This window comes from Microcoleus sp. D2_18a_B4 (genome assembly GCF_036702475.1).
Lineage (GTDB): Bacteria > Cyanobacteriota > Cyanobacteriia > Cyanobacteriales > Microcoleaceae > Microcoleus.
Genome location: NZ_JAUBTL010000060.1, coordinates 1 through 23,495, shown reverse-complemented (window position 1 = coordinate 23,495; position 23,495 = coordinate 1). Strand labels below are relative to the sequence as shown.

Annotated in this window: 11 protein-coding genes; 3 read left to right on the top strand and 8 right to left on the bottom strand. The window is 46.2% G+C overall.

The window, feature by feature from the left end; all coding sequences use genetic code 11:
- Window positions 1-3: 3 nt before the first annotated feature.
- A complete protein-coding gene (locus QUB04_RS26435) occupies window positions 4-3,561 on the top strand; it encodes a WD40 domain-containing protein (protein ID WP_333289005.1) in 3,558 nt (1,185 codons plus the stop codon).
- 265 nt (window positions 3,562-3,826) lie between these two features.
- Here QUB04_RS26435 and QUB04_RS26430 read toward each other — a convergent pair whose 3' ends face one another.
- The 5 genes from QUB04_RS26430 to QUB04_RS26410 form a co-directional block, all read right to left on the bottom strand.
- Window positions 3,827-7,186 carry a DUF4347 domain-containing protein gene (locus QUB04_RS26430; protein ID WP_333289003.1) on the bottom strand — a complete coding sequence of 1,120 codons (3,360 nt, stop codon included), beginning with the start codon at window positions 7,184-7,186 and terminating at the stop codon, window positions 3,827-3,829.
- A 779-nt stretch (window positions 7,187-7,965) separates the two neighbouring features.
- Complete coding sequence (locus QUB04_RS26425; protein WP_333289001.1) at window positions 7,966-11,520, bottom strand: DUF4347 domain-containing protein; 3,555 nt, start codon at window positions 11,518-11,520, stop codon at window positions 7,966-7,968.
- Between the two features lie 773 nt (window positions 11,521-12,293).
- Window positions 12,294-12,698: a DUF4347 domain-containing protein gene (locus tag QUB04_RS26420; RefSeq protein ID WP_333288999.1), complete on the bottom strand. Its 405-nt coding sequence runs from the start codon at window positions 12,696-12,698 to the stop codon at window positions 12,294-12,296.
- 118 nt (window positions 12,699-12,816) lie between these two features.
- A complete protein-coding gene (locus QUB04_RS26415; RefSeq protein ID WP_333288997.1) occupies window positions 12,817-12,990 on the bottom strand; it encodes a hypothetical protein in 174 nt (57 codons plus the stop codon).
- Window positions 12,991-13,058: 68 nt separating this feature from the next.
- Window positions 13,059-14,549 carry a hypothetical protein gene (locus tag QUB04_RS26410; RefSeq protein WP_333288995.1) on the bottom strand — a complete coding sequence of 497 codons (1,491 nt, stop codon included), beginning with the start codon at window positions 14,547-14,549 and terminating at the stop codon, window positions 13,059-13,061.
- A 74-nt stretch (window positions 14,550-14,623) separates the two neighbouring features.
- Here QUB04_RS26410 and QUB04_RS26405 point away from each other — a divergent pair, with 74 nt between their 5' ends.
- Both QUB04_RS26405 and QUB04_RS26400 read left to right on the top strand, forming a co-directional pair.
- Window positions 14,624-16,285, top strand: coding sequence for a glycosyltransferase family 39 protein (locus tag QUB04_RS26405; protein ID WP_333288993.1), 1,662 nt, complete (start codon window positions 14,624-14,626; stop codon window positions 16,283-16,285).
- A 418-nt stretch (window positions 16,286-16,703) separates the two neighbouring features.
- Window positions 16,704-17,306: a Uma2 family endonuclease gene (locus tag QUB04_RS26400; RefSeq protein WP_333288991.1), complete on the top strand. Its 603-nt coding sequence runs from the start codon at window positions 16,704-16,706 to the stop codon at window positions 17,304-17,306.
- A 474-nt stretch (window positions 17,307-17,780) separates the two neighbouring features.
- Here the strand turns inward: QUB04_RS26400 and QUB04_RS26395 are convergent, their stop codons facing one another.
- The 3 genes from QUB04_RS26395 to QUB04_RS26385 all read right to left on the bottom strand — a co-directional run bounded on the left by QUB04_RS26395 (window position 17,781) and on the right by QUB04_RS26385 (window position 23,396).
- Complete coding sequence (locus QUB04_RS26395; RefSeq protein ID WP_333288989.1) at window positions 17,781-20,678, bottom strand: DUF499 domain-containing protein; 2,898 nt, start codon at window positions 20,676-20,678, stop codon at window positions 17,781-17,783.
- A 159-nt stretch (window positions 20,679-20,837) separates the two neighbouring features.
- Entirely contained in the window at window positions 20,838-21,437 is a 600-nt protein-coding gene (locus QUB04_RS26390) for a hypothetical protein (RefSeq protein WP_333288987.1), read from the bottom strand.
- 9 nt (window positions 21,438-21,446) lie between these two features.
- A complete protein-coding gene (locus QUB04_RS26385) occupies window positions 21,447-23,396 on the bottom strand; it encodes a hypothetical protein (RefSeq protein ID WP_333288985.1) in 1,950 nt (649 codons plus the stop codon).
- Window positions 23,397-23,495 lie beyond the last annotated feature (99 nt).

The window sequence follows — 23,495 nt, the reverse complement described above, 5'->3', positions numbered from 1 at the left end:
ATTATGAAAGATTATTCTTACCAAATTGGTGGCAGTCTCACAACTGATGCGCCTACATACGTCGAACGACAAGCAGATATCGAACTTTATCAAGCCTTAAAACTCGGCGAGTTTTGCTACGTCCTCAACTCCCGACAGATGGGCAAATCTTCCCTTCTCGTTCGCACCCTGCACCGACTGCAAGCAGAAGGATTTCAATGCAGCGCGATCGACATGACCCGCATCGGTAGCGAAAACATTACTCCTTTACAGTGGTATAAAGGAATCGTTGGGGATTTGTGGCGCAGTTTCCATCTTGTAGGAAAAGTTAATTTAAAAACCTGGTGGCAAGAACAAGAAGAAGTTTCTCTCCTGCAAAGATTGAGTCAATTTATTGAAGAGATATTATTAGTAAAATTTCCGAATGAGCGAATTTTTATATTTGTCGATGAGATTGATAGTATTTTAAGCTTAGATTTTGCCGTCGATGACTTTTTTGCCTTGATTCGTTATTGCTACAACCAACGAGCCATTAATCCCGCATACAACCGAATTACCTTCGCGATTTTCGGAGTAGCTGCACCCAGCGATTTAATCGCCGATAAAAATCGGACACCTTTTAATATCGGAAAAGCAGTAGATTTGCACGGTTTTTCCTGGGAAGAAGCCTCTCCTCTAACTCAAGGGTTAGAGAGTGTAGTTAGTAATGCCGAGGCAATTATCAAATCAATATTAGCTTGGACTTCTGGGCAACCATTTCTGAGCCAAAAGCTGTGTCAATTGATAGTAAGAGCGACGCGAGAATCTCACAGTGACGTGCTGATAATTCCACCGGGAACTGAAGGATTTTTTGTGGAATCGGTCGTGCGATCGCACATCATCCAGAATTGGGAATCTCAAGATGAACCAGAGCATTTAAAGACGATCCGCGATCGCATCCTGAGAAATGAGCAACGTGCTGGCAGACTACTAGGCATCTATCAAAAAATCTTACAAGGAGTGGAAGTACCCACCGATGACTCGCGAGAACAAGTAGAACTATTGCTGTCTGGTTTGGTAGTAAAATACCAGGGTTTTTTACAGGTAAGAAACCAGATTTATCAAGAAGTATTTAACACAAAATGGGTAGAAAAAAATCTCGCTTCCTTGCGTCCATACTCTCAAGCCTTTGATGCTTGGATAACTTCCAAGCAGACAGATAAATCCCGACTGTTGCGCGGACAGGCATTGAAAAATGCTCAAGCTTGGGCCCAGGGTAAAAGTTTGAGTGACTTAGATTATCAGTTTTTAGGCGCTTCTGAAGAATTAGACCGAAGAGAAATGCAGGTAGGATTGGAAGCAGAACGGGCTAAAGAAATTCAAGCCCGACTAACAGAAGAACAAAAAAGACTAGCTGTAGAGAAAAAAAGTTCTAAGCGGCAAAAAATTTTGCTATTGGTAGTAACTATAGCATTAATTATCGCCTGTGGATTGGGGGTAGCGGTGTATTTTCAGTATCGGCAAACTGCTGTCAGTGAGATCAAAGCGATCGCCAAATCTTCCGAAGCCTTATTCGCCTCAAATCAAAAATTAGACGCATTCATAGAGGCAATCAGAGGAAAGCGACAACTGCAAAAATTAGGTGGTGTAGAACCAGAGAGCGAACGCTCAGTTAAAGAAGCTCTCCATCAAGCTGTTTATGGAGCAGTTGACTATAATCATTTATCGGGGCATGACAATGTGGTGAACGATGTAACCTTCAGCCCTGATGGGGAACTCATAGCCTCAGCTTCTGCCGATAAAACGATCGATCTTTGGGAAAAAGACGGTACAAGACTAGGAACGCTTCAAGGGCACAACAATGCAGTTTGGGGAGTCGTATTTAACCCCAGAGGGGATTTAATTGCTTCGGGTTCGGCGGATAAAACAGTTAAACTTTGGCGTAAAAACAGTACAAAATCAACCAAGGTCAAGCCGAATTATACCTTATGGCAGACCTTAAAAGGACATACCAATAATATTTCACAAGTTGCGATCGCTCCTAACAATCAAACTATTGCTTCCGCTTCTAAAGATAAAACCATTAAACTCTGGAGTACAGACGGCAAACTGCACAGAACTCTCACCGGACATACAGATGAAGTTAACAGCGTTGCCTTTAGCCCGGACAGTCAAACTATTGCATCTGCGTCTAAAGATAAAACAGTTAAACTCTGGAATGCAGACGGTAAACTGATCCGAACCCTCACCGGACATACGGATAGAGTTATGAATGTTGCCTTTAGCCCTTCAGAATATCTCATTGCCTCGGCGAGTGCCGATAAAACAGTCAAACTTTGGAAGCTTGACGGCACTCTGGTAAAAACCCTAACTGGACACAGCGATGCCGTGACCAAAATCGCTTTTAACCCTCAAGGTGCTTTGCTTGCCTCGGCAAGTCTAGACAGAACAGTCAAACTGTGGCAGCTTGACGGGACTCTGGTAAAAACCCTGCTAGTCGCGAAGGATGTCGTCTCTGGATTGGCGTGGAGTCCTGACGGGCAAATCTTTGCCTCATCCAGTTGGGATGGCCCGATCGCACTCTGGAAGCTTGATGACAGTTTGCTCAAGACTCTTAACGGACATCAAGCATCAATTTACACCATAAAATTTAGCCCTGATGGTAAGACAATTGCCACCGCCAGTCGTGATAATACTGTTAAACTTTGGCGGCTTGATGGTAGTTTAATTCGTACTTTCCCCAAACAAGCTGATAAAGTTTTCGGAGTAGATTTCAGCCCAAACGGAGACACTATTGCTACAGGGGGTTATGACAGCACTGTTCGATTGTGGCGACTAGATGGAACCTTAATCAAGACTTTTACTGGACATCAAGGTAGAGTTTTCGCGGTTGATTTCCATCCAGATGGACAGTCACTCGCCTCGGTGGGTGAGGACAAAACGGTTAAAGTTTGGAGGATTGACGGCACCCAATTGGCAACTCTCAAAGGACATACCGATTACATTAACGGAGTGGCCTTTAGTCCCGATGGCAAGCTCATTGCCTCTGGTAGTGTGGACGGCACTATCAAACTTTGGCAGTGGGATAATGCGATCGCCTCTGGAAAGCCCAACTACAAGCTTCTACATACTTTAACAAGCCATCGCGGCCAGGTACCTGGAGTGGCATTTAGCCCTGATGGAAAGACTCTCGCTTCAGCAGGTATGGATAGAATGGTGAGGCTTTGGCGACGCGACGGTACAGAAATCAGAGCCTTAAAGGGACACAAAAATGCGGTGTTCTCAGTGGCATTTAGCCCGGATGGTAAGACTCTCGCTTCAGCAAGTTTTGACGGCACTGTTAAACTTTGGAGCTACGATGGTAAAGAGCTTCAAACCTTAAAAGGACACGGGGATGGGGTGTTCGGAGTGACATTTAGCCCTGATGGGAAGTTCATCGCCTCAGCAAGTCAGGATACCACAGCAATTGTGTGGAATTTAGAGCGAATTTTCCAGCTCGATTTTCTCCAGTATGGATGCGACTGGGTGCGGGATTATTTGCGGACGAATGCCGATGTGAAGGAGGAGGATAGACATTTGTGCGATCGTATTAAAACGGAATAATCTCAAGTCCGCTTTATTAGGAATAATAGATTAATAGGTGTGGGCTAGAGCATCATAAGATTAGAGGATATTTATCATGCTTGGCTACTTTTTAGTGAAATATACTATAATACTAAATCCGGCTTAACTACTCCCTTTATCTCTCAGTCTGCAGAGGCGGACTTCGTTTTTGTAGGGGCAATCCCCCCGTGGTTGCCCTGGTTTCAACCGCCGAAGGATACGCAGAATGATCGAGGGTAGAGACAAACCGGATTTAGTATAATAACTACAGAGTAATGAAATCGCTAGCGGTGAGAATACCGGGGGTAATATTGTTAAGCTTCGCCAACAATTGATTGGTGTCCGTCACAGTAATCAAAGTTTGATTGTTGCTGGAAGTAATACTGAGTTGATTAAAACTCAAATCAGGATTCAACCCAATTAAATCCTCTCCCCTGCGGAAATCATTAATGATGTCGCTACCCGAACTTTGATTGAGGAAAAACACATCATTTCCCGAACCTCCAGTCAAAGTATCGTCCCCAACATCCCCGGAAAGGAAATCGGCACCGCTGCCACCGCTGAGAATATCATTACCTTTGCCGCCGTACAGGGTATCGTTACCGATGTCGCCACAGAGCACATCGTTTTCATTGCCACCCAACAGCAAGTCGTTGCCCTCACCGCCATCGAGACTGTCGTTTTCTTTGCCGCCGTAAAGCGTGTCATTTTCCAATAAGCCAAAAATCAGGTCTGCACCTTCATTGCCAAAGGCAATATCGTTGCCGTTTCCAGCATTAATTGTGTCATTTCCTAAGTTGCCTAAAATGTCGTCGTCCCCATCTTCACCCAGCAAGATATCGTCATCTTTACCGCCAAAAATGCTGTCGTTACCAACGCCGCCGGCAACTGTATCATTGCCGATATCTCCCCTCAAAAAGTCGTCGCCCTCACCACCAACAACAGTGTCATTATCTTTGCCAGCGTAGATGGTATCGTTGCCAGCGCTGCCAGAGATGAAATCGCTGCCTTCATTGCCAAAAATTGAGTCGTTATCTGCGCCGCCGTCAATGTTGTCATTGCCGGCCATGCCGTAAAGAATATCGTTGCCGGCTTGTCCGTTAATTGACTCGTTGATGACACCGCCCATGATGAAGTCGGTAGTGTCGCCGCCGTTGATAGTTTGTTGGACGGGGTTGGGGGTAATGGTGGCAGGATCTAGTTGCGGGGCGTTGAGGCTATCGAGTAGGCAATCATCTGCCGCCGGAGTTGGCGTCGGCGTCGGAGTTGGTGGGGGAGTTGGTGTGGGAGTGGGTTCGGGTGTGGGAGTCGGAGTCGGTTCCGGTGTGGGAGTCGGAGTCGGTTCCGGTGTGGGAGTCGGTTCGGGAGTCGGTGTGGGAGTGGGAGTGGGAGTGGGAGTGGGAGTCGGTGTGGGAGTCGGTGTGGGAGTGGGAGTGGGAGTCGGTGTGGGAGTCGGTGTGGGAGTCGGTGTGGGAGTCGGTGTGGGAGTCGGAGTCTCAGTGGGAGTGGGAGTCGGAGTTGGAGTCGGCGTGACTGTAGGGTTAAATTCATAAGCGCCAATATCAACGATCGCACTTCCGTTATTATCACCATCTTGAGGGCGACTCACACCGCGCTGATCAGCAGCCGGCGCGCCCGCACCAGTACCCGTATCAATTGCCGGACTTCCTGTTAGCAGCGGCCGCACTAAAGCGCCGTTAATATTTGCCAAAGGGCCGAGTAAAGGGTCTGCGATCGTCACATTTGCCGTAACATTACTATCATTAGGATCTCCCACGGTCAGTTTAGCGGGAAATTGAATATTGTTTCCCCCATCGATTAGCTGCCGTCCAGTGTGCTGCCTCGTTTTAAAAGGATTACTTGCCGTATTCCTATCAAAAATCGAATTCTTGACAGTAATTGGCGATTTCACAGGATCGTTAAAAGTAGCAATACCTCCCGAAAATTCAGCGGTATTTTGAGCAAAAGTCGAATTTACGATGTTAGTCGAAAAGGAATCTCTGTTAGCGACAAGCATTCCTCCGCCCTGCTTAGCAGCGCTGTTGCCGGAAAATGTACTGTTAACAATGCTGATATTTCCATTCCCTCCTGCCCACAAACCGCCCCCATTATCTTCAGCTTGGTTATTAGCAAAAGTGGAGTTTGTTACAGTAAGATCCACATTGCCGTGACGAATTGCGCCTCCCGAACCTCCAACTCCTGCTAGATCCTTAACAGCTTTATTGTTAATAAAAGTGCTATTTTCCAAAACCACTTTATCTTGCAAATAACCAAACAAAAAGGCTGCGCCTCCTTCTCTCGCTCCGATATTGCCATCAAAAACGCTGTTGCGAATAGCAATAATTCCGGCAACGGGGCCGGGGGTTGCATTCGGCCCCGAAGCATTAGCGCCATCGACGTAAACTGCCCCGCCAACGCCTTTATCTGTCACGTTGCCGGTGAATTTAGAGTTTTCGATCGTCATGCTGCCCAACAGGTTATTAACAGCACCGCCGTAGCTGCCTTTGTTGTTGGTAAATTCGCTATCTCTGATAGTCAGAACACCGCCGCTTTTAGTGGCGATCGCGCCGCCCCCCCGTTCGGTATTGTTAGCTAGTGAACCATCATTGCCGCTAAACTTGCTGTTAATGACAGTCGTCGTGCTGCGGAAACCCGTGTAAATGCCGCCACCGAAACCGGCAACATTATTATTGACTTGGCAATTTTCTAAAGTTAAAGTGCTGCTACCTCCAGTTTTAATGCCACCTCCGCTGCTAGTTGTCTCATTATTCGGATCGGTTCCAGAAACTTTGCCGTTGGCAACAATCAGGTTTTTTAGAGTAACATTTGTTAAACCTTCTGTGAGGATAACCCGCGAAGTATTGTTGCCACTGATGGTTAAATTGGCTGCACCAACTGCATCAATTGTCAAGTTTTTGTTGATGACAAGTTGACCAGAAGTGAGGGTAATTGTTTGGCTGGCAAGTGTGGAGGCAAATTGAATGGTATCGCCGGCTGCTGCAGAGGCGATCGCATTTCTCAAGGAACCCGGCCCGCTATCATTATTGTTGGTAACGGTAATAGTTGCTAAAGTCCCTTGATACTCCGCCATTGCTTCTGGAGTCAAGGCTAGCGGTGCTTCAATATCACCCTTGGCAAACTCCAAATTCCAGTTACCACCGCGGCCAGTGCGATCGCTAGATGCCGCAATATCAGCCCCGGTTAACTCGCCCAGGCGATCGACAAAATCGCTTCCCGAACCCGCCGCAACATCGCAACCGTAAAGCACAATATCTGCTTGGTCGCTTAGCGCATTTCGCCACCCTTGCAACTGGCTTTCATATTGTGATAAATTATCCGAAGTCAGCGTTGCAGAACCTAGCTGCAGGCTGCCAGAATTGCCGTGAGAAAAAACGTGAACTTGGTCTACAGTTTCCCCCGCAGCAGAAATTGTTTGCAGTTTCGCAGTAATTTGCTCGACTCCGTTACCATTTTTATCTAAAATGATAATCTCTGCACCGGGAAGCACGCCATCGGCAAGAGTTTGATAGTCATCTAAGTCGGAATCAATGAAGACAAGAGATTTAGAACCAGCATTGTGGAGAAAAGATTGTGAATCCATATTGGTGGCAAAAGTTGAACTCATTTCGCATACCCATGAGAATGTTTACTATTTGCTGGTAGATTCACCTTGAAAGCAGAAGGCTAGAGATGCAGAAGGCAGTAGGCAGAATTAAAATCTCGGTGAGAGATATGGGAGATTAAAATTTAGGTAAAAGTTGAATTTTATCCCTAAGTGAAATCCGAGACTTGTCTCCCAAATCAGCTTAAGCTGTGTGAAACTTGCGATTTTTTTAGCAATTAACAGCAGAAAATGTAATGTAAATAGTCCGGCACGGGGAACCTCTCTCTGTAGATTTGCCATTCACACCCTTAGCGAGATAAGTAGTGGATCAAAGCCTTTGAAAGCCTGGGTCAGGTAAAATTCATAAAAGATTTTTTGGGGTTCCTAATTCCTGAGAATCTATCTAGCTATTACCTGATACATTCACATTAGGGAAAACCAGGAAAATTTCCCCTAAAAAATTGATGAATTTAACTTTTTTTATAGCTGGCAAAAAGTTCCCCAAAATCTGCAATTTAGTGTTGAGAAAGCTTGCTTTATTCGGAGACTCCTGAGCTGGCTAGCCAGCTCAGGAGTGCAATAGACGGATGTGCCTCATTCTAGGTGTGGGCGATCGGCAATAAACAAGATTTATTACCGATCGCTGTTGAAAAGAATCAGATCGATCGCTCCTATTCGTTGGCGTAGCCCCCGTAGGGGGGGGCTGCGCTAACGTCATCCACCAAATTTCAGGAGTTTGAGAGCTTTCTTCACCACTTCTAACCGGGCGGGCGGCTTATGGCGCACCCTACCCCCGGCAGTTAGATTGTTACCTGAGTGAAATCGCTAGCGGTGAGAATACCGGGGGTAATACCGTTAAGCTTCGCCAACAATTGATTGGTGTCCGTCACAGTAATCAAAGTTTGATTGTTGCTGGAAGTAATACTGAGTTGATTGAAACTCAAACCAGGATTCAACCCAATTAAATCCTCTCCCTTGCGGAAATCATTAATGATGTCGCTACCCAAACTTTGATTGAGGAAAAACACATCATTTCCCGAACCTCCCGTCAAAGTATCGTCCCCAACATCGCCGCTGAGGAAATCGGAACCAGCACCGCCGCTGAGGATATCATTAGCTTTGCCTCCGTACAGGGTATCGTTATTGGTGTCGCCGAAGAGCACATCGTTTTCATTGCCGCCGAACAACAAGTCGTTGCCCTCACCGCCATCGAGACTGTCGTTTTCTTTGCCGCCGTAAAGCGTGTCATTTTCCACTAAGCCAAAAATCAGGTCTGCACCTTCATTGCCAAAGGCAATATCGTTGCCGTTTCCAGCATTAATTGTGTCATTTCCTAAGTTGCCTAAAATGTAGTCGGAGCCATCTTCACCGAGTAAGATATCGTCATCTTTGCCGCCAAAAATGCTGTCGTTGCCCAGCCCGCCGGCAACTGTATCATTGCCGAGATCTCCCCTCAACAAGTCGTCGCCCTCACCACCAACAACAGTGTCATTATCTTTGCCAGCGTAGATGGTATCGTTGCCAGCGTCGCCAGAGATGAAATCGCTGCCTCCATTGCCGAAGATTGAGTCGTTATCTGCGCCGCCGTCAATGTTGTCATTGCCGCCCATACCGTAAAGAATATCGTTGCCGACAAGTCCGTTAATCGACTCGTTGATGCCGCCGCCCATGATGAAATCGGCATCGTTACCGCCGTTGAGAGTTTGTTGGACGGGGTTGGGGGTGATGGTGGCAGAGTCGAGTTGCGGGGCGTTGAGGTCATCGAGCTGGGAACCATCCGAGGCCGGAGTCGGAGTTGGCGCGGGTGTTGGTGTCGGCGCGGGTGTTGGTGTCGGAGTGGGAGTCGGCGCGGGCGTCGGAGTTGGCGCGGGTGTTGGTGTCGGCGCAGGTGTCGGCGCGGGCGTCGGAGTTGGCGCGGGCGTCGGTGTCGGCGCGGGTGTTGGTGTTGGAGTTGGTGTTGGCGCGGGCGTCGGTGTCGGAGTCTCAGTCGGAATTGGCGCGGGCGTCGGAGTTGGCGCCGGCGTCGGTGTCGGAGTGGGAGTCGGCGCGGGCGTCGGAGTTGGCGCCGGCGTCGGTGTCGGAGTGGGAGTCGGCGCGGGCGTCGGAGTTGGCGCCGGAGTCGGTGTCGGAGTTGGAGTCGGCGCGGGCGTCGGAGTTGGCGCCGGAGTCGGTGTCGGAGTGGGAGTCGGCGCGGGCGTCGGAGTTGGCGCCGGAGTCGGAGTTGGCACGGGGACGACACTACCTCCCAATTCAAAAGAGCCGCTGTCCACGATCGCGCCTGGAATGCTGTCGCCATCTTGAGGGCGAGTCACGCCGCGCTGATCCGTAGTGGGTGCGCCGGTGGCAATCCCTTTATCAATTGCCGGACTTCCTGTCAGCAGCGGCCTGACTAAAGCGCCGTTGAGGTTTTGCAAAGGGCCAAGTAAGGGGTCTGCGATCGTCACACTTGCCGTCGCATTGACATCGCTTCCGTCATTGGGGTTTTTGGCCGGCCACTGAAAATTCCCTCCTTGATCGCTATATTGGGCGGTGACGTGTTGCTGAATGCCCCAAGGGTTTCCTCCGTTAGCCGCTGTATTGTTGGAAAGAATCGTGTTTTTGAGGGTGACATTATTGGCAGCGGCGAAGATACCTCCACCAACCCAGCCTGCAGAATTATCGGCGATCGTCGTGTTGAGAATGGTTGTGGGTGCACCAAGAGTCATTGCACCGCCGAGTTTGTTGAAATCACCAGCAGCAAACGCCGTGGAGTTGCCAGAAAACGTACTGTTAGTAATCGTAGTAGGGGCATTTCGCATCCACAGGCCGCCACCTTGATTATTGGCTTTGTTGCCCGCAAAGGTGGTGTTGGTAATGGTCAATCCCTGGTTGGTGCTGTCGCTCAAAATCGTTACCCCACCACCGTTTCCACCATTTCCACCGTTGGGTAGCGCCAGAATTTCGTTATTTTGGAAGGTGCTCTTTTCCAAAATAACCTTGTCTTGGCTGCCGGTGAACAGATAAGCTGCGCCTCCTTCACCTCGACCTTTATTGTCTTGAAATACGCTATTGGTAATCTTAATTGTGCCGGAAGCTTCGCTCGGATTGCTGGCTCGATCGGTATAAAGTGCGCCGCCGAAACCCCTTAAGAAAGAATTGGGCTGCCCTGTGGCGAAAGTGGCTGCTGTGGTGTCGTTGCCGATGAATCGGGAGTTGTCAATTGTCAGCTTACCTTGAAGGCTGTTAATTGCCCCGCCGTTAATTCCTTTGTTGTTGGTGAAGTCGCTGTTGGTGACTGTAAAAGTTTTGAAACTCAAAAAGCCGATCGCACCTGCACCGCGTTCATCGTTAGCTGCGGTGGCGACGTTGCCGTTGAATTTACTGTTGGTAACAGTCAGGGTATTGTTGAAATTCCCAAAAATTGCGCCACCACCTTTATCGGCGACGTTGTTGTTGAACTGAACGTTTTCTACTGTGAGGTTTACTTCGTCGGTTGTGCCGATCGCGCCACCTCGATCGGTAGTTTTACCGTTAGTAATAATCAGGTTTTTGACCACAAAATTGGTAGCAGTGGCAACGTTAGCGTTGACAAAAAAGGCGCGGGATGCGTTGTTACCACTGATAGTTAAACCCGCTGCTGCGGCGCCGTCAATCGTGATGTTTTTGCCAGCGGGAATATCGAGTTGACCGCTGGTGAGGGTAATGGTTTGGCTCGCTAAACCTGGAGCGAAGGTAATTGTATCGCCGGCAACAGCCGTGGCGATCGCAGCCCTTAATGAACCCGGCCCGCTATCGCTATTGTTGGCTACTACGATCGTAGCTAAATCCCCTTGGTAACTTGCCATCGCCTCTGGCTGCAAGGCTAAGGGAGTTTCAATTTGACCCTTAGCAAATTCTAATTTCCAGTCGCCGCTATGGCCAGTTGTGTTGGTGGATGCCGCAACGTCAGCCCCGGTTAATTGACTGAATCGATCAACGAAATTAGCACCTGTACCGCTTGCTACATCGCAGCCGTACAGCATAAATTCAGCTTGTGGGGCTAGTGAAGTTTGCCACTTTTCCAACTGGCTTTTGTATTGCTCTATGTTATCTGAACCCAGAGAGGTATTGCCTAATTGTAGGCTGCCTGAACTGCCGTGAGAAATAATGTGAACCGAGTCTATCGCCCCGTTAGTAGAGGCGTATTTTTCCATCTCGGAGGTGATTTGTTCGATGCCGTTTTTGGTGCTATCGAGTATTACTACCTGCTGTCCCGGCAGCACTCCCGCTGCAATTGACTCGTAATCTTTCACGCCGGAGTCAATGAAGACTAAGGAGCGCAGTGGCCGTTTTTCAAAAGAAGATTGTGAGTTAACTTGAGCGAATGTAGAACTCATATTGGAGACTCCATTAAGGGCATTATTAGTAGATACACCCCGGAGTTATTTCATCAGGCTTATTTCATTATATCTTAACACCCAATTTGGAAATGGTGTCATTTTAAAAATATTTTTAGTGATTTATTTGGCTCGGCATTTGCCTTTTGCCTCTTGAGTAAAATGGAAATTTTAGCCTCTATCTATGGGAATAGAGCGCAATATTAATCGGGAATCTTGAAATAAATCTAGGTTCTATTATCCAATTTTTTTTGACCTTATTTTGCTAATAGTAGGCTGAGTTGAGGGATGCGGAAATAGTGGAGGTAATTCACCCCCGAATAACTCCTCTTATATTTAGTAGTTTTTATTTGAGTGTGAGATTTTACGTATAGGCACAATGCACTAGAGTTTCCCTAGCTGTATTTCATCCAAGGGAAAACTGAATTATGTAGATTTTGAAGAATTCTCTATGCTTTGAAGCTGTTAGGTTGGCGGTACACCCAAATACTGATTACCAGGACGTTTGGTCGCATTTACTAACAGTCAAAACGGTCTAATATTAAGTGGAACCCATCGCTGGAACTCAATTGACTTATGGGGTGCTACCGACAATGTGAGGACTGCCATCCTCACTACAAACGTGATTCAAATTATTCAGCGGGAGTTGATATGATTGCTGATTTAGTCAGATCGAAATCGTTGATTGCGATCGCGCCTGCCTCCCTAATTACAATTGTATTCGGGTTCAGTCGCCCTCGGTACGTTCCATACCCTGCATTAAATCACTCTCCTTAATTAGCAAACAGTCGATCGCGCCCACCGCCGTTGCTGAGTGTATCACTATCTCGATCGGCATAACACGAACCAAGTCCGCTGTTTTGAGTCAGATAACTATGCGATTTTGGCAATTGACTTTTGTATGGTTCGAGGTAATCTGAACTGAGGATAACAAAGCCTAATTGCAGTTGGTTCGAGCTGCCCTCAGAAGTTGTGCGAACTTTGTCAATCTCTCTAAGGATAGAGGCCGATTTTTGAAGTGCCGAGGTAATTTTCTCGATGCAGTCAGATTCCCCAGCCAAAATTCTGGAAACAAAATATCCACCTTGACTGATGCTGGAGTCCTTGAATACAAAGCTTTTGGATGGGGAATTTGCGTATTCCAAGGCGGGAGTCGTTTCCCTTAAAGAAGTCAACATATTCCGTCCTCCAAAAGTGTGTTTAGCGGTAGATACAGCCTTGGAGTCAGAGCTTCTGAAACTGCCAGCGACCTTATTTATTTCGCTCATTCTTATTTCACCTATCTATCAGTTTGCCCTATTTCTGCTGCACTGCCATCCGCGATCGCACGGAATTTATATTCTGCGTGTTTTCCCTTACTTCCGGCAAACGCGCAATTACCGATCGATCCGGTATCCTATCCGTGATCCCACTTTCAAAAAAGAATCCAACTGTAAGCCGATGCTTCAAACCTCGATAGTATCGAGTCATTCCCCCATCTAAAATCTAAAATCTAAAAGGGTATGACACTTAGTAGATTGGCCTCGCAACTGCACCGCTCAAGATTCTGTGGAAGATGGCGGTTTTTTCCCTGCATTGCGAATATTAATAATCTTGTTGAGGGCCTCAAACCAAAAACCAGCCCCCATAGAAATAGCTACGCCGCTCAATATCCAACCAAACAATTTTTCCATCACAGCCGGCCACAATAAATTCCCCTGCTTATCTCGTTTTAACCTATTCTGTTCGCTCCATCCCAAAGGCAGAGGTACATTATTATCCAAAGCTCGATCGACATCTTCTTGAACTTTTTTCAGACTGGTTAAATTATTTGATTTAGTCTTAGCATTGTTGACCACAACCTGCTCAGCGTACAAATTAACAGTCGATCGCAACATCGAATCCTTCGACAACCGATTAATAATATGAATGGTATCAGCATTAGCAGCAACAGCGATCGCAGTTCCGAGCAAAATCGCCACCCCTCTAGCATTCCGCTTGTAAACGCCAGAAGCACGCTCCATCGATTGGTCAAACCAAATTTCAATTTCTTTCTGAAACCGCTGCAACTGCTCTTGAGTATCTCCGCCGCCTTTTTCAGCGCGCTGCCCTAAAATATAAAGGCTGCGTTTCAAAGATTCTGGCATACGGTCCAAGGTTTCTTGAATTTGTTGATACATCGGACTCTCCTCTTGTATCTCCATCATTTCTGCTGCCGACTCTTGACTTTTTTTAACAGTATTTAACAGATTGCTGAAACTCGGTTGCAGTTGCCCTAGCAGCGCCACCCGCTCAATTTTGCTGTCAAAACGAGCCTTGACAAATGCCATCTGCCTCTGAAATTCTCTCCCTGCTAGCTCGGTTTCTGGTAGATAAACCTGAGAATCCTTAATATAAAATCCTAGCTTTTCCGACATCCGATCTAAGCTGTTGTTCAAACTGGCTAAATTGTGTTGATAATCTTCAACAACTCGATTGAACTCCGCAGTCAGCCACCTAAATTCTTGCTCAATAATCGGTTTAGTAGCATCCGGCAAACTCAGATTTTCTCCAATCTGTTGAATTTGTGCTAATTGTAAATCTTTAAATCTTTCCAATCGGGTTTTAGAGATAGAGCTGAGCAAACTAGAAACCTTTAAAGTCTCCAAAAGGCTAGCCGAAAAACACTCGGCTGGAATATAAGAAGGCCCACTGGATTTATTGCCGAAAACATTTTTAGTACCCGTAACTCCGTGGTAAAAATCCCCCATGCGGTGCGTAACAGAGCGGAATCCCTCTGATAAAAGCCCTTTCGCTCCCTGATTCAAATCTTTGATAATCGGATTGGCGTAAATCGAATGGGCTAACTGTCCGACTCTCTTAAATTGCAGGGGATCTTTCGCGCCTTCGCTGCCACCAGAAATCAGCACTTCGATCGACTTCTTTAAATGTTCCGCCCGCCACTGCCACACAGTAGCAATCAGTTCCTGAATTTCCGAAGCTAGCAAGCTTAAAGTCAGGTAGATAAATACTAAGCCAATGATAATATCTATAATTACAGGCAAGTTCATGGTATTTTCCTAGTCGCAAATAACTGCTGTCTAAGTTTACCCTCAGTTTGGGACGCTCAAAACTCTCTTAACTTATGTCAGAAATCTTTCCCTTCCTGGGCCGCAAACCGAAAAATCGCTGGAATGACAGCTTTACAGACAAAGTGTGGATGCTGGCTTTTCTGTTGGCTGCAGTGCTGATTTTCGGGCTGAATCTGGGCGGCGTGGCTTTGCGGGATTGGGATGAAGGCATTGCAGCGCAGGTAAGCCGCGAAATTTGGCGCGGCAACTTAAATTGGCTGTATCCGACGATCGACTCTATGCCTTATTTGAACAAACCGCCGCTGGTACACTGGCTAATCGGGCTGTGTTTTGCAGCAGGCGGTGTCAGCGAATTGACGGCGAGGTTGGTACCAGCGATGCTGACAGCCACTTCAGTGCCCTTGCTTTACGCCATTGGCAGGGAGTTGTTTCCTCCGCGTTCGATCGCCATTTTTTCTGCCCTCGTTTATCTGACGCTGTTACCGGTGGTGCGGCATGGACGTTTGGCGATGTTGGATGGGGCGGTTTTGTGTTTTTTGCTGGGGGCGATGTGGTGTTTGCTACGATCGCGCCGCGACTTGCGCTACGCTTTGGGGGCGGGGATTGGGTTCGGACTCATTTGCCTGACTAAGGGCGTGATGTTGGGGCTACTGCTGGCTGCTATCGGCTGTATTTTTTTGGTTTGGGATACCCCGCGACTCCTCACTTCTGGGTATCTTTGGGGCGGATTGGCGATCGGAACATTGCCAGTAGCTGCTTGGTATTTTGCCCAATGGCTGCACTACGGCCAATATTTCATCCACACTAATTTAATTAACGAATCTTTCCGGCGAATTTCGGAACCTGTGAGCAGTCACAGAGGCCCGCCTTGGTATTATCTGTTAGAAATTTTAAAATTAGCTTGGCCCTGGCAGTTATTTTGGCTACAAGGGCTGCGTCTGAGTTGGGAAAATCGCAGTTTTGCCGGGCCAAAATTAGTATTGGTTTGGACTGGAGTATATCTGCTGGCTATTTCTGTGATGACTACTAAATTGCCGTGGTATGTTTTGCCAATTTATCCAGCTTTTGCTCTTGCCGTTGGCAGTTATCTCGCTGAAGTTTGGGAGCAACTGTGGCTGCCGCCAGAGCCGATCAAAGAGGAAGCAGAAGAACGTTTTGATGCTATTTCTTTGTTGCCTCATCCCGCGATTTTGGCAATGCTGGCTATAGTTGCTGTCGTCGGTTGCGTGTACTTCAGTGGCTGGGTACGGATCGGGGGACAAATTGCGCCTCCAGAGCGAGATTTGCAGTTAATGTTGATGTTTGTAGCTTTGACAATGACAATGGCGGCCGTGTTGCTGCACCGCAAAGACCGGCAGTTTATATTAGTTTTAATTTGGGGAACTTACCTGACGCTTTTGGTATTGATGGCTTCTGATAACTGGGTTTGGGAACTGGCCGAGGATTATCCTGTTAAGCCGATCGCCGAAATTGTCCGCACAGGAACTCCGGCCGGTCAACAAGTGTTTACTTCTCACCGCTTGGGCCGTCCATCGCTGAATTTTTACAGTCAACGCCAAGTTATTGTCGCCGACGCGCCGACGCTCAAAAAGAAATGGCAAACTCTTCCTCAACCTTATTTTCTGTTAGAAAAACCAGTTTTAAAACATTTAGGTTTGCAGAATGCTGAGATTGTAAAAACAGCGGACGATTGGGTTGTGGTAACAAGAAAATAAGCGTGTTTCCCCAAATTACCGTAGGGGCGGGTTCACCAACCATAATCGCCTCAGACCAAAAATCTCGAAAACCCGCCCCCACCCAACGACAAATCCGAATCTACATTTTTGGGATGCAATCGCATATCAGATAAATCTAGGCGATCGGCTGGGTGCGGACGAGTTTACCAACAATTCATGTGAGAAACCAACAATCTCAAAAACGGGAGCATCTCAGTTTTGCATTTACAGTGCGAGGGTCCCCGCTCGCGTATTGTACAATACGCGAGCGGGGACGCTCGCACTACAATAAAAAAAATGCTTTTTACAAAACTGAGATGCTCCCTCAAAAACCCCCTACACAAACTCAACCTTAAAAAGCTTACCCAAAAATGTTACACTAAACAAAAGCCTCAGTTAAATGCTCTCTAATAGAACTATGCAACTTACTGAACAACGATACTACTCGATCGAGGAATATCTAGCACTAGAAGAAGCTGCTGACTACAAAAGCGAATACATTGATGGTGAAATATTTCCTATGGCCGGTGGCTCTACCAATCATAATCGGATTGCTGGCAATTTCTATGCCGCGTTAAATTTTGCTTTCAGGACTGAGGATTATGATGTTTTCATGAGCGATGTCCGCTTGTGGATACCCAAGAAGCGCATCTATACCTATCCCGATGTGATGGTAGTATGTGGGAAGCCGGAGTATTATAATAACCGCACCGATACGATTACCAATTCCAGGGTAATTATTGAGGTTTTGTCAGCTTCAACTAAAGGATACGATCGCAGCAAAAAGTTTGAGGGATACCGCACAATTCCCACTCTTGAAGAATACTTATTGATCGACCAAAATCGGAGATATATCGAACATTTTTCTAAGACGGATGATAAGCGATGGTCGTTTGCTGAGTACAATGAATCGGATGAGACGATCGCGCTTGCTTCAGTATCCTTTGAAATTGCTGTGGCAGATATCTATAATAAAGTGAATTTTGAACAAGTAGATCAAGAAATTGCACCTGAAAAATGATTGTAGGGGCGGGTTCGCCAACCATTTATGTCAGAAACCAACAATATAATAAACCCGCCCCCACCCAACGACTGAGAATAGGAACGAACCCTCCGTTTCACTCCGCCCAACATTTTCCCTACAATTTTCCACGGGCCCAAGCGTATTGCAATATACTTGGATTAACCCTATAAGCTGTTGCGGCCAATAAACATTGTGTGTCAAATGGGTTTTGGTAACACGGAAATAAGCGTGTTTCCCCAAATTACCGTAGGGGCGGGTTCACCAACCATTTATGTCAGAAACCAACAATATAATAAACCCGCCCCCACCCAACGACTGAGAATAGGAACTCAACTTGGATTAACGCTATAAGCTGTTGCGGCCAATAAACATTTTGTGTCAAAAATCAATCAAAGAATGAGTGGGGCGTTGCTCCCATCAGCGCCCGAATATGTAATGTTTATTTGCCCAACAGCTTACACCCTAAAGCTGTTACTCCAACCGTGTAGATGCCTTAATGTCCATTTCGTCGAGAGGTTCTTCGATCGCATTCCTGAGCCAATTCTGGTCAAATCCCTTAACTGCGTGTGCCTTAATTTCAATTGTAATTGACATATTATCTGCTTTGTCAGATAGTGTTGGCAGTATTTGAAACAACTCAAAAATTTGGGATTTGTTAGTAATCGCGCTCAAAGTGTAGTGGTGGGCTTTTTGTTTGCCGTCTACTATGTCAACCAAAACAGAACGCATGATGCTGCTTGTTTCCGACTTATATTCAACGGTTTTTTTGCCTTCCCCTGCCGCTTTGGTTGTGCGGCTGACTTCACCCCAAACATCGCCACTGCTGGTATTGCTATCATTTTCCGAGTCAGAAACCAGAATTTGCTGATTTTCGTCTGCTGGTACGATCGCCCGCAGCTTCATTACCAAGCTAGGAGACAACAAATAGCCCGACAAATCTAACTCATCGGCCGGAATTGCCTTAGCAAAGCTGATGAGGGCAGGATTTTCTACATTCGGAGGGCGATCGGCATTGATAGTCAAGCGCGGGACATAACCCAAAACGCCATTTGCGATCGCCTCCAGAATAGCTTTCTTAATCGGATCAACACCCAACAACTTCGGAAAATTGGGGAATCGGAAAAAGTAACCCACCAATTCCTCACCCTTGATAAATTCAGTTTCCGAATTTTCCAAACCCGAAAGCCGCACTAACTTAGTAGGCGTTATTGAATCAAAAACATAATTTTTCAGAGCATCCAATACCCGGTCTTGCAGGTTTTGACTCGTATTAAGCTGAGACTGCAAATCAATCATTTCCAAACGCAGAGGAGCATTGCTAGTTGTGTCAGGCACCGGTAGCAGAATATCTTCATAGAGACGGCGAATTGCCGCGCTGATTTCATTCGCAGATTCCTGACCTTTGCTAGTCAATTCCTCCGTATCTCCCGCAGTGAACTTGTATTTTTTCTTCTGTTCTAGCAGAGAAGAAATCGCCAACGCTGTCCGCGCCCCCTTTCGCGCCTTCTCCATCTGCACCACCTTCGGAATTACAAACGCCAAAGCATTTTTGTAATCCCGTTTATCATTACCACGATTTTCCAGCCATGTCAAGGCATCAGCTAATATTAATTCCTGGCTTTTTTCCGCCCAGCTTGGGTCAAGATAGACAACACTAAACTGAGAAACATTATCAGGAATTGCCGCAGAATCTTTCGGCCACAACACGACTTTGCCGCGAGGATTTTGTAAAGCCTTGCTCAAATCTGTACGGATGCGTTCTAACACTTCTTCCCCACTAATATTGCTTTCCTCATCCGCCACTAACTTATTCAAATTAGCTTTAGTTTCAAAGCGATAGCGTTTACCGACATAGTGCAAATAAAGCAACTGTTCTCGCAAATCACTTAGCGTCGCCGTGATTGTTGTGCGCTCCAATCCAGGGGCGAGACAAGCCGCGATAACATCTTGCTCCAAAATGCCTCGGTCTTCTCCACCTCTGGCACCAAAAGAATACATTAAAATAGCAGAAGTGAGGCGACTTCCTACTTTTAACAGTGCCAAAGCCGGGGAATCTTGACCAATGCGATTATCTACTATTTTGACCTTAGCTTTACGACCAATTAAGTCAGCATTCAAGACAGAACTGTAAGCTTCTCTTTCTCCGACTTGGGTAAAGAAAGCGCTGCGGGTGGCTTCATTATGGAACGGAATATTAGCCGGAGTAATTAGCCAAGAAGTATCATTTGCCTCTCGCAAACCGTAAACAGTAGAAGCCAGAAATTGTAGTGCGCCCCGCGTGCGCTGGTAACTCGGTAAACTTCCCCAGCGATGATACATTAAATCAAGTAAATCCGGGTGGAAAGGATAGCTAATTTCAATACGTTCTGCTAGTATTTCTACTTGTTGCTGTATTTGCTGTTTTTCCCGATTAGTTTCTGCGTAACTTTCCCGGAATTTGCGGTATAATTCAGCTTGTTGTCGCGCCACTTCTTTGATGATAGCTGGGTCGCCCACATCAGCAAATAAGCGGCGTTGAATGACGCGCATTACTTCATCGCCAGTCACAGGTTCTTTTTTCGCATCAATGCGACTGACTAATTTATCTAAAGTGTTTAATACCCCTTCATTCCCGAAAGCTTCTTGCACGCTAGCTTGTAAAGAATAAACTAAAACTGCGCGGGGCAATTCGCGGACAACTTCAGTAAGCTTCTGAATAAAAGTGAGGATTTGCCGACCAAAATTTGATTCCCCTACCGTTAAAGCCATTGCGCCTTCGACATAGATAATCACCTCATCCATTAGCAGCAAAACTGTTTTGTCAGCAAAGATTTGACGCAGCTTGTCATTACCAGGGGCAATGCGTTGTTTATCTTCTGTTTCCACCAGGGCATAAGCCTCATAACCGCCAATTTTCCACGCTAAATAGCCCCAAGGTGTGAGAACAGTTGGGCCGTTTTCAATAGGAATGCCGGTGATATCAATATCTAAACCAATTAAGGTAATCACATTAACTTCGCCTGGGTTGGGTAATGTGTCTAATTGTGGAATTCCTTGCAGTTGGCTTCGGTGTTGGACAAGGTGATATAAACACAGTAAAGCGTGGGTTTTACCGCCGCCGAAGGGTGTACGCAATTGTAAAACTCTGTCGCCGGCTTCTCCACACAATCCTTTGACAACACTTTCTAATAGTTTTCTCAATTCTGCTGTCAGATAAGTAGCATTAAAAAAATCACGGGCATCGCGGTAAACTTTGGGGCAGTTTGGGGAATTGCGGACAACTGAACTTAAGCTGGCCGCGTAGGTGGCGTTATCTAGTTTTCCTTCTAAAATATCGGCGTGGGGAGTAACAACTTGTGTCCAAGGTTTGATTTGGTAGGCGGTGTTCATAATTTTTGGTAAGAGTTTGTATTATTTTATTATTGGCAGAAAGGGAGATGTTGTCATCGCGAGGTGGCATTGTCATTATGGTAGCCAGAAACCGGGTTTTTTTACCCAAATACTAGCCAAAAACCCTCAATTAAAGTGAAAAACCAGGTTTCTTGAGCTTTAATCGGGAAGAAAACTTACTAAAATACCGAGAATTTTAGGAAGGTTTTGCAGATAATATTCGACCGCATCAATACTGATAACTTGTGCTTCTAACTTAAGAAATTTCCAAATATTGCCCGAAGTGACAACCCCATAAATAGTGCCGATATTATTGCCTTCTTGTTCATTAAATAGTTTTGCTGCTACCATTTCGGCTACACACTGCCCCAAACCGCTATTAATATTTTCTTTCTTGGCTTCTACTAGGGCTACGACGGGCGAACGAATAAACAGTAATTCGGGGTCTTTGCTAATCAGAAAATCGCAAATTCCATTTAAACCTAATTCGGGGGCAATATTAAACTCGGTTCCTGAGAATAAACTAATTTTATCTTGCAGTTGTCTCCTCAATTCTAGTAAAATTGGAGCAATAATTAATTCAGAACGGGCTTTTTCTGTATTCATTGCTAGGGCTAAAGGTACGTTATATTGCAGGGTTTGGGTTAAAATGTTGCTGCATTCTCTCTCAGCGGTTTCGGCGAATAAGTTAACTCGTTCTGAGGTTATTAACTTAAAGGTTTTGACGGCTTTATCTAAACTAAATTCACTGTAAGACATGGTTGAAACTTAACTCCCTTTAGTAAATAAGTTTTCTTCTATAAGTCGCTTCCAAGATGCTAGTAAGGTGTCTATTGTTTGCTGTTCCTTGGTACGGTTCGTAGTGTGGCCTTCGATTCCTCCTGCCTCTGGTGTTAAAGCACGACCCGCTAAGGCTTGGGCTACTAACTGCAATTGGGTGGTGTCTGGCTGTGCTAAACTCAAAAATTCATAGATGCCTTGTGGTCTATTTTCTGATAGCCACAGCAAGCGGTGCAGGATGTCAATTAAGCTAGGGGCGTTGCCTATGGCTTGGGGTTTGACGTTGAAGGTTTGCTCTTTTTCGGTTTTTTGAATGCCTAAGTCTTCTAATGCGCCGCGTTCTTGATAGTCTTTTAGTTGGATTTGATTTTTGGTTTTTTTGACTAGGGCAAGTTTGCCGTCAGTTAAACCGCTAGCGCCGTCTAATTCGACACCTATACCTCGCGCTAGGGTGTTGGCTTCGTCAAATTCGACAATGGCTTCGCCGTATTCGTAGCGTCCCAGAATGTAATATTGGGTGGGTTTATCGACGGCTGAGACTCCTTTTTGGTCGCATCCTAAGACTGTGCCCAAGATGGTTTCAGCTACTTCTTTTTGTACTTCATCTAGGAAAGAACTGGCATCTAATTCGTCTCCGTTGGGGAGTTCTACGCGGTCAAATTGGGTGTAGGCGCGGAGTCCGGCACCGATGCAAGCTATTACTAAGTCTGCGCCGGTAACTCCTTCTGACATCAGGGTTTTTACTCTGTCGCGCACGATTTCTGATAGCAATGGGCGGACTTCTGTGGCGTAGTCGCCTGTACCCCCTTCAGTTCCCCTTTGGTAAGGGGGGAAGTTAGATAATTCTTGTTCCCTCACCTTAGTAAGGGGAAGGTTAGGGTGGGGTTTTTCCCGTTTTCTGGCAACTAAAAAGATACTAGAAGCGAGGGCGGCTGAATTTTGATCGCGTAGCCTTCCACCTCTCTCTGTATCTAAAGGCCATGCTTCGGTTATGGTAAAGCCTGCTCGTCTAAGAGAGTCAATTAATGTTGACCAACCGGCTGTAGTTTTGTGGGCATAAACTACAACCATCATGCCATTGGGTTTTAGGACTCTGCTGGCTTCACAGAATGCTTTGTGCATCATGTCTTCATAAGCTTTAGCAGCTTTTTTTTTGTCTCCCCCATGTCGTGAAGGTTCCATGATGGCTTCATTTTTCTTGGGGGTGAGTTGGCTAGAAAAATGTTCGGAATAAAGATGTCCGATACTGCGTTTTAGCCATACATAAAAGAAGTCTGATAAATCAGCGTAGGGAACGGAATCAAAATAAGGAGGGTCGGTGATAACTGCATCTAAGGTTTCTGATGCTATCGGCATTGATGTTGCTGATGTGCGTTGCAGTTGGGCGGGTTTGTTATTATCAGCTTCTTGTCTAATAAATTGCAAAATCCAGTTAAGTGCACTTTCGGCATTTCCTGAAGCATTTCCCAAGGGATTAATTTCTGAAAAATCCCAAACCATTGGTAGTGCCTGCATAGAAAAAGTATTACCAATTTTCTCTCCTATACTTTGCCAGCGACTAATTGTACTGTTGCGGTCAGCAATTCTATCGCACATTATACCCAAATAAGTGCATATCGCTTTCCCAAACTCCTCCTCATACCCCTGAGACACCATATCCTGATGCGCCAATCTCACCCACTTAACAAACGTCATCAGCGACAGCAATTGACGGGAGGTAAATAAATCTGACCATTTCAATAAGCCATAGGGTTGTACTCGGAAACCGAGAACCCCATAATCAGGTAAAGGTTCATTAGGAATAGTTAACCCTGTTTCAGCACAAAGATTTTCTAAGCGATTCTTTAATTCAGCCTCATTAGGAATATAGTAATTATATGAACTTCCCGCTAAATAAGTTTTACCTTGTGCTCCCGAAGTTGTGCAGACAATCGCCATCAATTGCTGCCCAATTTTCCCAGCTTTGTTAGAGTCGATAGGGGCATTTCTACCCCTACCTCTCGTTCAGAACGGAACGTGATGCTTTCGCATCATTCC